Annotated in this window: 15 protein-coding genes; 14 read left to right on the top strand and 1 reads right to left on the bottom strand. The window is 55.0% G+C overall.

Features of this window, described 5'->3' with window-relative positions; genetic code table 11:
- Nucleotides 1–43 precede the first annotated feature (43 nt).
- The 14 genes from GV764_RS04970 (at nucleotide 44) to grpO (ending at nucleotide 12,850) form a co-directional block, all read left to right on the top strand.
- Nucleotides 44–736, top strand: coding sequence for a phosphate propanoyltransferase (locus GV764_RS04970; protein WP_161659170.1), 693 nt, complete (start codon nucleotides 44–46; stop codon nucleotides 734–736).
- Nucleotides 729–1,553, top strand: coding sequence for an ethanolamine utilization protein EutJ (gene eutJ, locus GV764_RS04965; protein ID WP_161659169.1), 825 nt, complete (start codon nucleotides 729–731; stop codon nucleotides 1,551–1,553). Before GV764_RS04970 ends, eutJ begins: the two co-directional genes overlap by 8 nt.
- Nucleotides 1,554–1,557: 4 nt before the next feature.
- Entirely contained in the window at nucleotides 1,558–2,274 is a 717-nt protein-coding gene (locus GV764_RS04960; protein WP_161659168.1) for a flavoprotein, read from the top strand.
- An 11-nt stretch (nucleotides 2,275–2,285) separates the two neighbouring features.
- On the top strand, nucleotides 2,286–2,558 hold the full coding sequence (gene grpE, locus GV764_RS04955; protein ID WP_122927237.1) for a propanediol utilization microcompartment vertex protein GrpE: 273 nt from the start codon (nucleotides 2,286–2,288) through the stop codon (nucleotides 2,556–2,558).
- Nucleotides 2,559–2,580: 22 nt separating this feature from the next.
- Entirely contained in the window at nucleotides 2,581–3,078 is a 498-nt protein-coding gene (locus GV764_RS04950; protein WP_161659167.1) for a GlcG/HbpS family heme-binding protein, read from the top strand.
- 30 nt (nucleotides 3,079–3,108) lie between these two features.
- Nucleotides 3,109–4,305, top strand: coding sequence for a propionate kinase (gene tdcD / locus GV764_RS04945; protein ID WP_161659166.1), 1,197 nt, complete (start codon nucleotides 3,109–3,111; stop codon nucleotides 4,303–4,305).
- Between the two features lie 286 nt (nucleotides 4,306–4,591).
- Complete coding sequence (gene grpH / locus GV764_RS04940; protein ID WP_002438304.1) at nucleotides 4,592–4,873, top strand: propanediol utilization system shell hexameric protein GrpH; 282 nt, start codon at nucleotides 4,592–4,594, stop codon at nucleotides 4,871–4,873.
- Nucleotides 4,874–4,894: 21 nt separating this feature from the next.
- On the top strand, nucleotides 4,895–5,680 hold the full coding sequence (grpI, locus tag GV764_RS04935) for a propanediol utilization microcompartment protein GrpI (protein WP_161659165.1): 786 nt from the start codon (nucleotides 4,895–4,897) through the stop codon (nucleotides 5,678–5,680).
- A gap of 60 nt (nucleotides 5,681–5,740) precedes the next feature.
- The gene (locus GV764_RS04930; protein ID WP_161659164.1) at nucleotides 5,741–7,261 is read left to right on the top strand and encodes an aldehyde dehydrogenase family protein; all 1,521 of its coding nucleotides are present in this window, start codon (nucleotides 5,741–5,743) and stop codon (nucleotides 7,259–7,261) included.
- A 23-nt stretch (nucleotides 7,262–7,284) separates the two neighbouring features.
- Nucleotides 7,285–7,584 (top strand): propanediol utilization system shell hexameric protein GrpK, encoded by a 300-nt coding sequence (gene grpK, locus GV764_RS04925; RefSeq protein ID WP_161659163.1) that lies wholly within the window; start codon nucleotides 7,285–7,287, stop codon nucleotides 7,582–7,584.
- Nucleotides 7,585–7,594: 10 nt separating this feature from the next.
- Complete coding sequence (locus GV764_RS04920) at nucleotides 7,595–8,170, top strand: DJ-1/PfpI family protein (protein WP_161659162.1); 576 nt, start codon at nucleotides 7,595–7,597, stop codon at nucleotides 8,168–8,170.
- A 48-nt stretch (nucleotides 8,171–8,218) separates the two neighbouring features.
- Nucleotides 8,219–10,771, top strand: a complete 2,553-nt coding sequence (grpM, locus tag GV764_RS04915) for a glycyl radical diol dehydratase GrpM (RefSeq protein ID WP_161659161.1) — start codon at nucleotides 8,219–8,221, stop codon at nucleotides 10,769–10,771.
- 107 nt (nucleotides 10,772–10,878) lie between these two features.
- Nucleotides 10,879–11,796 carry a glycyl radical diol dehydratase-activating enzyme GrpN gene (grpN, locus tag GV764_RS04910; protein ID WP_161659160.1) on the top strand — a complete coding sequence of 306 codons (918 nt, stop codon included), beginning with the start codon at nucleotides 10,879–10,881 and terminating at the stop codon, nucleotides 11,794–11,796.
- Between the two features lie 148 nt (nucleotides 11,797–11,944).
- Entirely contained in the window at nucleotides 11,945–12,850 is a 906-nt protein-coding gene (gene grpO / locus GV764_RS04905; RefSeq protein ID WP_161659159.1) for a propanediol utilization system permease GrpO, read from the top strand.
- Between the two features lie 113 nt (nucleotides 12,851–12,963).
- Here the strand turns inward: grpO and GV764_RS04900 are convergent, their stop codons facing one another.
- The gene (locus tag GV764_RS04900; protein ID WP_161659158.1) at nucleotides 12,964–13,509 is read right to left on the bottom strand and encodes a BMC domain-containing protein; all 546 of its coding nucleotides are present in this window, start codon (nucleotides 13,507–13,509) and stop codon (nucleotides 12,964–12,966) included.
- Between the last annotated feature and the right edge of the window lie 39 nt (nucleotides 13,510–13,548).

The following is a 13,548-nucleotide window of genomic DNA, read 5'->3' as shown; positions in this document are numbered from 1 at the left end:
TCCAGTACCCATGAGATAACCCATTAATCAGGTCGTAGCCGTTATGAATTACACCGAACAACAAGCCGAGTGGATCACCCAACAAATCCTGCAGGAACTCGCCGCCAGGAAGAGCCCGACAGCCCCCGCGCCTGCCGCCAGCCCCGTTGCGCTGGATATCCCGGTAGGCGTGTCCAACCGCCATGTGCATCTGTGCCGTGAAGATATGGACATTCTGTTTGGCTACGGCTCCACGCTTACCCGTTTCAAAGCGGTAAAACAGCCCGGCCAGTATGCCGCCGAAGAGATGGTGACGCTGCGCGGGCCGAAAGGCGAGCTCAGCAAAGTACGCGTGTTAGGGCCGCTGCGTAATACCACGCAGGTGGAAATCTCCGTGGCCGATGGCTTTGCGCTGGGCGCTAAAGCGCCGGTGCGCATGTCGGGGGATTTGCTGGATTCGCCGGGCATTGAAATTATCGGCCCGAAAGGGCGGGTGGTGAAACACAACGGCATGATTGTCGCCTGGCGCCATATCCATATCTCGCCTGAAGAAGCCGAACTGCATGGCCTGCGCGATGGGATGGAAATCGACGTGCAAACCAATGGCCCGCGCGGCGGTGTGCTCAGTCATGTGGTGGTGCGCGTCACGGCGGATGCGGTGCTGGAACTGCATATCGATGTGGAAGAAGCCAACGGTTTCGGCCTACGTAACGGCGACACCGTTCGCGGCCTTAAACAGGATGTTCGCCATGGCTGACAGCCCCGAAAACCGCCGTTTGCACGAACTGGCCGCGCTGATTGACAGCGGCGAATGTCGGCCCTGCACCGGCGCGTTGAAGGTGGGGGTGGATCTCGGTACCGCCAATATCGCCATCGTGGTGGTGGATGAAGATAACCAGCCGGTGGCAGGGGTCACGTATCCCTCCAGCGTGGTGAAAGACGGCGTGGTGGTGGATTACCTGACCGCCAGCCGGGTGGTCACGCGTCTTAAACACATTCTTGAACAGAAACTGGGCCGCACGCTGGATCGCGCGGCCACTGCAATCCCGCCGGGGATCTCTGAAGGCAACACAAAAGTGATCGTCAACGTCGTGGAGTCGGCGGGTTTTACGGTTACCCGCGTGCTCGACGAACCGGTCGCCGCCGCCAGCGCGCTGAATATCAAAAACGGCGCGGTGGTGGATGTAGGCGGCGGCACTACCGGCATGAGCATTCTGAAAAGCGGCAAAGTGACATTTAGCGCCGACGAGCCTACCGGCGGCAGCCATATGACGCTGGTGATTGCTGGCGCGCTGGGGTTGCCCTATACCGAGGCGGAAGCGATGAAAAAAGACCCGGCGCAGGAAGCGCAGGTCTTTACCCTGGTACTGCCGGTGGCCCAGAAGATGGCGAGCCTGGTGTCGGGGTGGCTCGCTACCCAGCGGGTGAGAAATATTTATCTGGTTGGCGGCGCAAGCAGCTTCAGCCAGTTTGCAGCTGTGTTCAGCAAACAAACCGGCAGAAACGTGATTCCTTCGGTGGAGCCGCTGCTCGTCACGCCGTTAGGCATCGCCATGAATGCGGGCCAGGGGTAAATCAATGGACAGCCAGACCTTATCGCAACTGCTGGACCGGGTTATCGCCGAATTGCTGGCGCAATCCGTCGCGCAGAAAAATGTCCGCGTGGTGGTGACCGGTGAGGATATCTCCTCGCTGCCGGAAACACTGAGCTGCCTCGCGGCGCTTGAGCAGGCGGGTTATCAGCTGTGGGTCAGTTTTTCTCACAGCGCCAGCCAGTCGACGCTGAAATCCGCCTGCGTGGATGCACTGCGCCAGCGCGGATCCCGCGCCGGATTTGACCGATCGCCGCCTCACTATGAGGCGCTCTATCTGCCCGCCCTCTCTGTTAACAGCATGAGTAAAATTGCGCTGGGCATTCGCGATAATCTGGCTTGCGAAGCGGTATTTCAGGCGTTGCAGCACCGTAAACAGATCATTGCCACGCTGCATCCGCAGTGCGTTGACAGCGCGCTGCCGCTGCCGCTGCTGGCCCGTCTGGAAGGGTATGCGCAGGTGCTGGAGAGCTATGGCATTGCGCTCTCCGGCAAACGCGCGGCCCCTGTCAGCCCGGTGCCGATAAGCCAAACCGTACCCGCTGCCGCCCTGCCGGTAGCCGGTAAAAAACGCTTAATCACGCTGCGCGATATCCGTCTGCTGGCTTCTGGCGAAGCGTTGCGCATAGCGGGCAATACGCTGATTACCCCCGCCGCCAGAGATGAAATCCAGCGGCGCAATCTCACCGTTATCCACGGATAGCCGGAGGAAATATGTATCTCGCAAAAGTCACTGGCGCACTGGTTTCCACCACCAAACACGCCTCGCTGAATGGCTCGAAGCTGCTGATGGTGGCGCGGCTGGATGAAAACTATCAGCCGACCGGCCATGCCCAGGTGGCGGTCGATACCGTCGGCGCGGGCAATGGCGAGATTGTCATCGTCACCACCGGCAGTTCGGCGCGTATGAGCAACAGCAAAGATCACTCGGTGATTGACGCCGCCGTGGTGGGCATCGTCGACTCGCTCGAACTTAACGGCAAATAGCAGCGCGTGCTGAGGAATAGTTATGTCTGCGAAAGAGGCTTCACTCGATAACTGGATTAATGAGGCGATTGCCACGCAACTGCCGGAACGCCGAATGTCGCTGAGCCTGGAAGACAGCGAACTGCTGGCGAGGCTGGCCCGGGAAGCGGCGCTGGCCTGCGATGTCCCGATCGTTTTTAGTCTGGTGGATGCCTGCGGCCAGCAGCGGTTCTTCTGCAGCATGGATAACGCTCTGCTGGTCAGCCATACCCTGGCACCGCAAAAGGCCTGGACCGCAGTGGCGCTCAAAATGGCGACCCATGAACTGGCGGCCCTCGTGCAGCCGGGCGGTGATTTGTACGGCCTTGAGAAAGAAAAAGAGATCTGCTGCTTCGGCGGCGGTTTTCCCTGCTGGTCGGGCGGGCGTTTGCTCGGCGGCATCGGCATCAGCGGCGGCAGCGTTGAGGAAGATATGCTTATCGCCCGCCAGGCGCTGGCGCGGTTTAGCGCCCAGCGTTATCCCCTTGCAACAACCCGTTAATTTTCATAGCAGTCCATTTCAGGGGTCATCATGTCCTTAGCTTGTGTATTAGTGATTAACTGTGGTTCCTCATCAATGAAATTCTCCGTCATCCCTCAGGATGCCGACCAGCCGTTGCTGTCGGGCCTGGCGGAGCGGCTGGGTATTGATCATGCCGTCATGACGTTCAAAGACCGTGATGGTCATAAATCCACCGTCGCGCTGGACGAGGCCAGCCATCAGCACGCGCTTAAAGTGCTCTTCGCAAAGCTCGATGAACAACAACTGCTGTCCGCCATCAGCGCCATTGGGCACCGCGTGGCACACGGCGGCAGCGAGTTTAAACGTTCGGTACGGGTTACCGACGAGGTGATTGAAAAAATCCGCGCGCTGTCGGCGCTGGCCCCGCTGCATAACCCTGCCAACCTGATCGGTATCGAAGCGGCGCGCGCGCTGCTGCCTACGCTGCCCCAGATTGCGGTATTTGATACCGCATTCCATCAGACCCTGTCTCCGGCAGCGTATACCTATGCGATCCCGCTGGAATATCAGCAGGATTATCAGGTGCGGCGTTACGGCTTTCACGGAACGTCTCATCGCTACATCGCCGCCGAGGCGATCCAGTCACTGGATCTCGACCCCGCAGATCACGGCATCGTGATTGCTCACCTGGGCAACGGTTCATCGCTGTGCGCGGTGCAAAACGGCGCGAGCGTCGACACCTCAATGGGTATGACCCCGCTCGAAGGGCTGGTGATGGGCACGCGCTGCGGGGATCTTGATTTCGGCGCCGCCGCATACCTGGCGAAATGCACCGGCCAAACGCTCGACGCGTTGTACAAAATGGTCAATAACCAGTCCGGCCTGATGGGGATTTCCGGTTTATCCAGCGACTGCCGCACGCTTCAGCAGGCGCGGAATGAGGGGCATGAACGGGCTGCGTTAGCCATCGACGTCATGGTGCATCGCCTCGCACGGCATATTGGCGGTCACGTGACTTCGCTTAAACGCTTCGACGCGCTGATCTTCACCGGCGGCATTGGCGAAAACTCGGCGCTGATCCGCGAACTCACCGTGCAACGTCTGCAGGCGCTGGGGCTTGCTCTGGATGAAGAGCGCAACCAGCAGCTGTTCGGCGGGCGCAGCGGCGTGATTTCTAAAGCGGGCGCCACGAAGATTGCCGTCATGCCTACCAATGAAGAAAAAATGATTGCAATGGATGCCGTCGCGATCGCCGGTACGGCGTAACGAATGAGTAAAAATGCGATCGCTTTAACGGTAATTGTTATTGCTATTCGGCTCAGGAATATTTTGCGCAAGGTAAATCAAAAGCAGGTCTTTTAATGCCGATATCAGGTGGATTTTATTGTCGATTCAGCTGAAGCAAAAACAAGATAGTCCCGCTGGCGCGCAAAACATTTTGTCTGAATCACCTTAGCATGATGATGAGTCAATAATTAACGCACATGGGTAAATCCGTGGATTGCTATTCCTCTGTGCACGTTTTCTTTCTATCGGAAATATCGAGGTTGTTATGCAACAAGAAGCATTAGGAATGGTTGAAACGAAAGGCCTGGTTTCTGCAATTGAAGCCGCAGACACCATGGTGAAATCTGCCAACGTAACCCTGGTAGGTTATGAAAAAATTGGTTCTGGCCTGGTGACTGTCATGGTTCGTGGCGACGTGGGCGCAGTGAAAGCCGCCACCGACGCGGGCTCCGCCGCAGCGGGTAAAGTGGGCGAGCTGGTCTCCGTACACGTTATTCCGCGCCCGCACATTGAGGTGGAAAAAATTCTGCCGAAGGCCGTCGGTTAATAACAATAAAGGATACTGATCATGAGAGATAATCTTGTTGAGCAGATTATATCTGACGTAATGAATAAACAAACCGGCGCGCAACCGAAAGCCAATAACGCGGCAAATTTTTCCGGTTGTGGTATTACGGAATTTGTCGGCACTGCGTTGGGTCACACTATCGGCCTGGTGATTGCCAATGTCGATAATCAATTGCATGAAGTTATGAATATCGACAAGAAATATCGCTCTATCGGTATTCTGGGCGCGCGCACTGGCGCAGGCCCGCAAATTTTTGCGGCTGATGAAGCTATTAAAGCAACCAACAGCGAAATTATTTCTATCGAGCTGGCCCGCGATACCGAAGGGGGTGGCGGACACGGTTGCTTAATTATTTTCGGCGCGTCTGATGTTTCCGACGTCAGACGTGCGGTTGAAGTGGCGCTGTCTGAAATTGAACGCACCATGGGCGACGTTTACGGCTCGCCAGCCGGGCACCTTGAATTCCAGTACACCGCGCGTGCCAGCTACGCGCTGAATAAAGCGCTGGGCGCGCCGATTGGCAAATCCTTTGGGATGACCTGTGCCTCGCCTGCGGCGATCGGCCTGGTGATTGCCGACGCTGCGGCGAAATCCGCCGTGATCGACCCGGTGGGTTATGCCAGCCCGTCGAAAGGCACCAGCTTCAGCAACGAAGTGATCTTTACCTTCTCCGGTGATTCCGGTGCGGTACGCCAGGCGGTGATTGCCGCGCGTGAAGTCGGCCTACAACTGCTCTCCACGTTAGATCCGGCGGACATTAAATCCACCACGACGCCGTATATCTAAGCATCGGGTGACGACGCGCGCGACGCGGTCGGCAGAGAAAGAGTAGTAAGGAATTTAAAGATGAATGATATTGAAATCGCTCAGGCTGTCTCGACCATTCTGAGCAAATTCACCAAAGCAACACCGGATGCGGTTCCGGCAGCGGCTCCCGCCACGTCAGAAACGGCGCGAGTTGAAGGCCTGGATGAAATCGTCGCTAAGGCGCTGGCGCAGCAGTCCTCCGGGCGCGCCGCCTGTGCAACCTCTCAGGTAGCGAACGCCGGAACAGGCGCGTTCGAGACCATGGATGAGGCGATCTCCGCCGCAGTCCTGGCGCAGGTGCAGTATCGCCACTGTTCTATGCAAGACCGTGCTTCGTTTATCAATGGCATTCGCGACGTTTTCCTGCAGGAAGATGTGCTGAGCGCTATTTCCCGTATGGCGGTGGAAGAGACCGGCATGGGGAACTACGAGGACAAGCTGATCAAAAACCGCGTCGCAGCGCTGAAAACGCCAGGTCTTGAAGATCTGGCCACCAGTGCGGTTACCGGAGACGGTGGTTTAACGTTGATCGAGTACTCCGCGTTCGGGGTGATTGGGTCAATTACGCCAACCACTAACCCGACCGAAACCATTATCAACAACAGCATCGGCATGCTGGCGGCAGGCAACACCGTGGTGTTCAGTCCGCATCCGCGTTCGCGCAAAGTCTCGCTGTACGCGGTGGCGCTGATTAACAACAAGCTTGCTCAGTTGGGTGCCCCGGCGAACATGGTAGTCACGGTGACCAAACCGTCTATCGACAACACCAACGCCCTGATCAACGACCCGCGTATCAATATGCTGGTAGCGACCGGCGGCCCGGCTATCGTAAAAACCGTGATGTCATCCGGTAAGAAAGCGATTGGCGCAGGCGCTGGCAACCCGCCAGCGGTGGTAGACGAAACGGCGGATATCGAAAAAGCGGCCCGCGACATCATCAAAGGCTGTAGCTTTGACAACAACCTGCCGTGCGTGGCGGAAAAAGAAGTGATCGTGGTGAACCAGGTCGCGGACTACCTGATTCATTGCATGAAAAAAAGCGGTGCCTATCTGCTGTGCGACAAGAAACTGATTCAGCAGTTGCAATCGCTGGTGCTTAACGAAAAAGGCACCGGGCCGAATACCGCCTTTGTCGGCAAAGATGCGCGCTACATCCTGCAAAAGCTTGGGATTACGGTTGGCGACGACATCAAAGTCATCTTAATCGAGACCGAGAAAACCCATCCGTTTGTGGTGCATGAACTGATGATGCCGGTCCTGCCGGTGGTACGCGTCGACAACGTTGATGAAGCCATTGAGCTGGCGGTGAAAGTGGAGCACGGCAATCGCCATACCGCGATGATGCACTCCACCAACGTCGAAAAACTGACCAAAATGGCGCGCCTGATCCAGACCACCATCTTTGTTAAAAATGGTCCCTCGTATGCGGGGATCGGGGTGGGTGGCGAAGGGCATGCCACCTTTACGATTGCCGGACCGACCGGTGAAGGGCTTACGTCAGCGCGCGCGTTTGCACGCCACCGTCGCTGCGTAATGGTTGAAGCGCTGAATATTCGCTAACCATCGCGAAGGGTAACTCAAAGATGAAAAAACGAATCATAAACGCGCCGACCCCGGATATTTTGGCCATGTTGAAACGGCGTATGCCAGGGGAGTTTCGTTCGCGTCTGGATTTGATTCGCATCGACGCCATCGGATTATTAATGCTGCCGGTTCCGGATCTCTATTTTTATGCCGACGTAGCCAGCAAAAGCGCCAATGTGGTGGTATCGGAAATCTTTGGCAGTTGCCCTCAGCACATCACCACCCTGGCCATTTTTGGCGAAGTCGCGGCGGTGCATGAAGCCATGCGAATCATTGAGGAAGACGACAACCCGTTTTGAGAGTTCGCTTATGAAAAAGGTATTACTTATCGCAGGCGATTTCTCTGAAGACTATGAAGTCATGGTGCCATGGCAGGCATTAAGCATGTTAGGTTTCAGAGTGGATGTTGTGTGTCCGGGTAAACGAACCGGCGAGTTTATTAAAACCGCGATTCATGATTTTGAAGGTGATCAGACGTATACCGAAAAACCCGGACATCTTTTCAGATTAACCGCATCATTTGATGAAATAAGGTTACAGGAGTATTGCGGCATTTATATTTCAGGCGGGCGTTCATCAGAATACCTGCGATTAAATAAATCGGTTCTGAATATTGTGCATTATGCAATGAACTTTTCATTACCTGTTGCTGCAATTTGTCATGGTCCACAAATTCTGGCCGCTGCGGGGGTATTAAAAGGCAGGACACTGACAGGATATTTCACGGTGAAGCCCGAGGTGGAGATGGCAGGCGGCCTGTGGGTCACTGCCGCAGATGATGAGGCCGTGGTGGACGGTAATTTAATTACTGCGACCACCTGGATGGGGCATCCGGCAATATTACGTCACTTTATTACTCAGACAGGCACCAGCATTATTCATTAATACCCCGGCATCGCCGCAAGGTTAACAAAATATATTCGGGAGTTTTATATGTTAGAGAAAGGCTTTTCTAATCCGACTGACCGTGTTGTAAGACTGAAAAATATGATCCTGACGGCGAAGCCGTATGTGGAATCAGAGCGCGCAGTGCTGGCAACCGAAGCATATAAAGAAACAGAACAGCTGCCGGCGATTATGCGCCGTGCAAAAGTCGTTGAAAAAATCTTTAATCAATTACCGGTGACGATTCGCCCGGATGAATTAATCGTTGGCGCGGTAACCATTAATCCTCGCTCGACTGAAATCTGCCCTGAATTCTCCTACGACTGGGTGGAAAAAGAGTTCGAGACGATGGAGCACCGTATCGCCGACCCGTTCATTATCCCAAAAAAGACCGCTCAGGATCTGCATGAGGCGTTTAAATACTGGCCGGGTAAAACCACCAGTTCTCTGGCGGCGTCTTACATGTCTGAAGGCACCAAAGAGAGTATGGCGAGCGGCGTTTTCACCGTCGGCAACTACTTCTTCGGCGGCGTCGGTCATGTCAGCGTTGACTACGGTAAGGTGCTGAAAATCGGTTTCCGCGGCATCATCAATGAAGTCAGCCGCGCGCTGGAAGCGTTAGATCGCACCGAGCCGGGCTATATCAAGAAAGAGCAGTTCTATAATGCGGTGCTGATCAGCTACAACGCGGCGATCCGCTTCGCCCATCGCTACGCGGAAGAAGCGTCCCGCCTGGCGCAGCAGGAAACTAACCCGACCCGTAAACGCGAACTGGAGCAAATCGCTCAGAACTGTACCCGCGTACCGGAATACGGTGCGACCACCTTCTGGGAAGCGTGCCAGACTTTCTGGTTCATCCAGAGCATGCTGCAGATCGAATCCAGCGGTCACTCTATCTCCCCGGGCCGTTTCGACCAGTATATGTATCCGTACCTGGCGGCGGACAAATCTATTTCACGCGAATTCGCGCAGGAGCTGGTGGATTGCTGCTGGATCAAGCTTAACGACATCAACAAAACCCGTGACGAAGTGTCCGCCCAGGCGTTTGCCGGTTATGCGGTGTTCCAGAACCTGTGCTGCGGCGGCCAGACTGAAGACGGCCGCGACGCCACCAACGACCTGAGCTACATGTGTATGGAAGCGACCGCGCACGTGCGTCTGCCGCAGCCGTCTTTCTCCATCCGCGTATGGCAGGGCACCCCGGATGCGTTCCTGTATCGCGCTTGCGAACTGGTGCGTATGGGCCTGGGCGTTCCGGCGATGTACAACGATGAAGTGATCATTCCGGCGCTGCAAAACCGTGGCGTTTCGCTGCGTGATGCGCGTGATTACTGCATCATCGGTTGTGTAGAACCGCAGGCGCCGCACCGCACCGAGGGCTGGCATGACGCCGCGTTCTTTAACGTCGCAAAAGTGCTGGAAATTACCCTGAACAACGGTCGCGTCGGCAACAAACAGCTGGGTCCGGTAACGGGCGAACTGACTCAGTACACCAGCATGGACGACTTCTACACTGCGTTCCAGAAACAGATGGCGCACTTTGTTCATCAACTGGTTGAAGCCTGTAACAGCGTGGATATCGCCCACGGTGAACGCTGCCCGCTGCCGTTCCTGTCTGCACTGGTCGACGACTGTATCGGTCGCGGTAAATCCCTCCAGGAAGGCGGGGCGATTTACAACTTTACCGGGCCGCAGGCATTCGGCGTAGCCGACACCGGGGACTCCGTCTACGCGATTCAGAAACAGGTATTCGAAGATCGTAAACTGTCACTGAGCGAGCTGAAAAGCGCGCTGGATGCCAACTTTGGTTATCCGGTCGGCGCGAACCCGCACACCCCGGCAGCGAAATCCTCGCTGAACGAGCAGGATATCTACGATGTCGTGAAACGCATCATTGAACAACACGGCGCGCTGGATCCGGCGGCGATTAAAAACGAAGTATATCGCCAACTGACCTCCGGCAACGCGGCACCGGTGCAATCCGGTACGATGTCCCGTCATGAAGAGATCCGCCGTATTCTGGAGAATACGCCGTGCTTTGGTAACGACATTGATGACGTGGATTTAGTGGCGCGTAAATGTGCGCTGATCTACTGCCAGGAAGTTGAGAAATACACCAACCCGCGTGGCGGTCAGTTCCAGGCCGGTATCTACCCGGTGTCTGCGAACGTGCTGTTTGGGAAAGACGTTGCCGCGCTGCCGGATGGCCGTCTGGCGAAAGAACCGCTGGCGGATGGCGTATCTCCACGTCAGGGTAAAGACACCCTTGGCCCAACCGCCGCAGCCAACTCGGTTGCCAAGCTGGACCACTTTATCGCCTCCAACGGTACGCTCTATAACCAGAAATTCCTGCCGTCCTCTTTGGCTGGCGAGAACGGTCTGCGTAACTTCAGCGGCCTGGTGCGTAACTACTTCGATAAGAAAGGGATGCACGTTCAGTTTAACGTTATCGACCGTAATACCCTGATCGAAGCCCAGAAAAATCCTGAGCAACATCAGGATCTGGTGGTACGCGTCGCGGGCTACAGCGCCCAGTGGGTCGTTCTGGCAAAAGAAGTTCAGGACGACATCATCAGCCGTACTGAGCAACAACTGTCGTAAATACCAAACGGGCTATATAGCAATATATAGCCCGTTACTTCCCCACGACTTCTGGTTTTTATTTTTACCTGAAAAGGTAATTCATCTGGCAAATATAGAGTGATGTTATGAATAAAGTTGAGTACGAAACCGAAGGCGTCATCTTTAATATTCAACGCTATTCTTTGCATGATGGCCCAGGCATTCGCACCATTCCTTTTTTTAAAGGTTGCCCGCTGTCCTGCAAATGGTGTAGTAATCCTGAATCACAACGTCCACAGCCAGAGTTATTATTTAAAAAGAATGATTGCATCCGCTGTGGGAAATGTATTGAAACGTGTCCCCAACAGGCCCTTTCAACCAGCAATCCCTGGTTTATCGATCGCGACCGTTGTATTCAGTGCGGCAAATGTACTGAAGTTTGTCCGACCCGTGCGCTGGAAATGAAGGGCAAGCGTATGTCGGTAACCGCAGTGATGCGCGAACTGGAAAAAGAAGAGAATTTATACCGTCGCTCAGGCGGCGGAATTACCCTGTCCGGCGGTGAGCCGCTGGCGCAGCCGGAATTTGCCCGCGAGCTGCTGAAAGCCTGTAAAGCCAAAGGCTGGCATACCGCCATTGAAACGACCGGCTTTACCACCAAAGCGGTGATTGATGAGGTATTTCCCTATGTCGATCTGGCGCTGACCGATATCAAAGCCATCGATCCGGAGATCCATGAGCGCAACACCGGTGTGAATAACAGCGTGATTCTGGAGAACCTGTTACGTATATCCTTTTTAACCAAAGTGGTGGTGCGTATTCCGGTGATCCCCGGCGTGAATGACAATCCGCAGGAAATTCATCATATCGCGGAATTCGCCCGCCTGATGCAGAACGTCGATACCATTCATTTATTGCCTTATCATAGCTTTGGTGAAAACAAATATAACTTGCTGGGCCGCCAGTATCCAATGGGCGATGCCAAAAGTATTGAAGAGTCTAAAATGGCAACCCTGAAAGCAACGGTTGAATCCTTAGGCTTCAACTGCCATATCGGCGGTTAATTAATGGTGTTATAAGAGCGCGGCAAAATTGCTGCGCTTTTTTATTTGTCACGCACGAATATTATTTTAATTATAAAAATCTGGAGCCAGTCTGCATTTCTTATTTTGTTATTTCATTTAATCCAATCCAATTACAGAGGTAAGCTGGATGAATAGCTTAGATATTTTAGTTGCCTTCGGCGGCGGCATATTTGGCGCAGCTATCGGCGCGCTGGCGGCGTTTGAATTCGTGGGGCTTCTGGTTATCGCCATGGCGGTAGTGCAAATTATTACCGGCGCGCCATCGGACTTTATTTCTTTTCCGTTTGGGCTGTTTGGACCGCACACCGGCGGTTTTGCCGCTGGGGTTGCGGCGACAGCGTATGCGGCGAAGAAAGGCAAGTTGGGTTCCGGGCGTGATATCACCGCTGGGCTGAGCGGTCTGGCGGCTTATGATGTGCTGCTGGTAGGCGGGATTTTCGGCGCGGGTGGTTACATCATCGCGTGGGGGCTGAACCAGATCCCGGCTTTCCCGTCTGGCAATGCCTGGACCGATACCGTAGCGCTGACCGTGGTGATCTCTGGCGTGGTCTCACGTCTGGTTTTCGGCAAAACGGGTCTGTTTGGCAAACCGGAGCAGGGAATTCGTCACTGTTATCCACCGCAGGATAAGTGCTGGATGCCTTACCATAGCCGCATTCCGCAGCTCTCGGTACTGGGCCTGGGGATCGGCTTGCTGGCAGGCTTTTTAGGCCTGAAATTTGGCGGTAACGGCGCGCTGCTGGCGTTTGGCATTTCCGCATTCTCGCTGATTTTCCTGCATTTCAACACTCAGGTTCCGGTATCGCATCATATTGCGCTGCCTGCTGCGCTGGTGGCGGTACTGTCGGGTAGCCTGATTTGGGCAGCTATCGTCGGGATAATTTGCGCGCTGTTGGGCGAACTGATGTCGCGAATTTTCCTGATCCACGGCGATACCCATATTGACCCGCCGGCGATGGCCATTGCCATTATGACTACGGCGATTAACCTGCTGGCGACTATTGGTTTATTTACCCTGGTTCCCCTGTTTTAACCCTGCCTTGTAACAAGCCAGCAGGTTATGCCTGCTGGCTTTTTGTTATTTCTCAGACATAAAAAAAGCCGCGATAAAAGAAGATTTATCGCGGCGGTATCATTGCGGTTTAGTTATCTTTTTTTGCCACCGGGACGGGGACTTTTCTTCGTCACTTCCTGTGGCGCGTCAGGTTTTGCCGGCTCAATGTTTTCCGCGCTGGGTTCAGGTTGTTGTTCCTGAGCTACGGGTTGGGGCGCGTTATCGACGGCATCCATGCAGGATGCGCTGGTTGACGTATCCAGATTGACCACCGGAATTGCCTGTGAAGGTGCGTCTTCCGTCTGCGGTGCGGGTTGTGCGGCAGGCGTTTCAGGTTCAGGCTGCGCAACGCCGACGGTCTCTTCAGAGTGAATAATATGCTCAATATGCTGCGCGGTGCGGGCGATAACTTTGTGGGCATACACGTCGCCAACCCGGCTTGCCGCGCTGATGGCTGCCGCTACCGCCGCGTTAACCGCGCCGACTTCACCTTCCAGCTTCACGGTAACCATCCCACCGCCTTTGGTTAACTCATAGCCCACCAGGCTGACGTTAGCGGATTTCATGGCGGCATCGGCGGCTTCGACCGCCGCTGCCATTCCGACGGTTTCGATTAAGCCTAAACTTTGCCCGGACATACACTTCTCCTGTAGATAAATTCAACTGTGCTGCGCGTC

Source organism: Atlantibacter hermannii, assembly GCF_009907385.1.
Taxonomy (GTDB): domain Bacteria; phylum Pseudomonadota; class Gammaproteobacteria; order Enterobacterales; family Enterobacteriaceae; genus Atlantibacter; species Atlantibacter hermannii_A.
Note: the sequence above shows the minus strand (reverse complement) of the source record. Positions and strands in the feature narration are given on the sequence as shown.

What these genes read in the sequence shown, in the direction of transcription:
- GV764_RS04970 (WP_161659170.1), top strand. Translation starts at nt 44, where the DNA reads ATGAATTACACCGAACAACAAGCCGAGTGGATCACCCAACAAATCCTG.
- eutJ (WP_161659169.1), top strand. Translation starts at nt 729, where the DNA reads ATGGCTGACAGCCCCGAAAACCGCCGTTTGCACGAACTGGCCGCGCTG.
- GV764_RS04960 (WP_161659168.1), top strand. Translation starts at nt 1,558, where the DNA reads ATGGACAGCCAGACCTTATCGCAACTGCTGGACCGGGTTATCGCCGAA.
- grpE (WP_122927237.1), top strand. Translation starts at nt 2,286, where the DNA reads ATGTATCTCGCAAAAGTCACTGGCGCACTGGTTTCCACCACCAAACAC.
- GV764_RS04950 (WP_161659167.1), top strand. Translation starts at nt 2,581, where the DNA reads ATGTCTGCGAAAGAGGCTTCACTCGATAACTGGATTAATGAGGCGATT.
- tdcD (WP_161659166.1), top strand. Translation starts at nt 3,109, where the DNA reads ATGTCCTTAGCTTGTGTATTAGTGATTAACTGTGGTTCCTCATCAATG.
- grpH (WP_002438304.1), top strand. Translation starts at nt 4,592, where the DNA reads ATGCAACAAGAAGCATTAGGAATGGTTGAAACGAAAGGCCTGGTTTCT.
- grpI (WP_161659165.1), top strand. Translation starts at nt 4,895, where the DNA reads ATGAGAGATAATCTTGTTGAGCAGATTATATCTGACGTAATGAATAAA.
- GV764_RS04930 (WP_161659164.1), top strand. Translation starts at nt 5,741, where the DNA reads ATGAATGATATTGAAATCGCTCAGGCTGTCTCGACCATTCTGAGCAAA.
- grpK (WP_161659163.1), top strand. Translation starts at nt 7,285, where the DNA reads ATGAAAAAACGAATCATAAACGCGCCGACCCCGGATATTTTGGCCATG.
- GV764_RS04920 (WP_161659162.1), top strand. Translation starts at nt 7,595, where the DNA reads ATGAAAAAGGTATTACTTATCGCAGGCGATTTCTCTGAAGACTATGAA.
- grpM (WP_161659161.1), top strand. Translation starts at nt 8,219, where the DNA reads ATGTTAGAGAAAGGCTTTTCTAATCCGACTGACCGTGTTGTAAGACTG.
- grpN (WP_161659160.1), top strand. Translation starts at nt 10,879, where the DNA reads ATGAATAAAGTTGAGTACGAAACCGAAGGCGTCATCTTTAATATTCAA.
- grpO (WP_161659159.1), top strand. Translation starts at nt 11,945, where the DNA reads ATGAATAGCTTAGATATTTTAGTTGCCTTCGGCGGCGGCATATTTGGC.
- GV764_RS04900 (WP_161659158.1), bottom strand. Translation starts at nt 13,509, where the DNA reads ATGTCCGGGCAAAGTTTAGGCTTAATCGAAACCGTCGGAATGGCAGCG.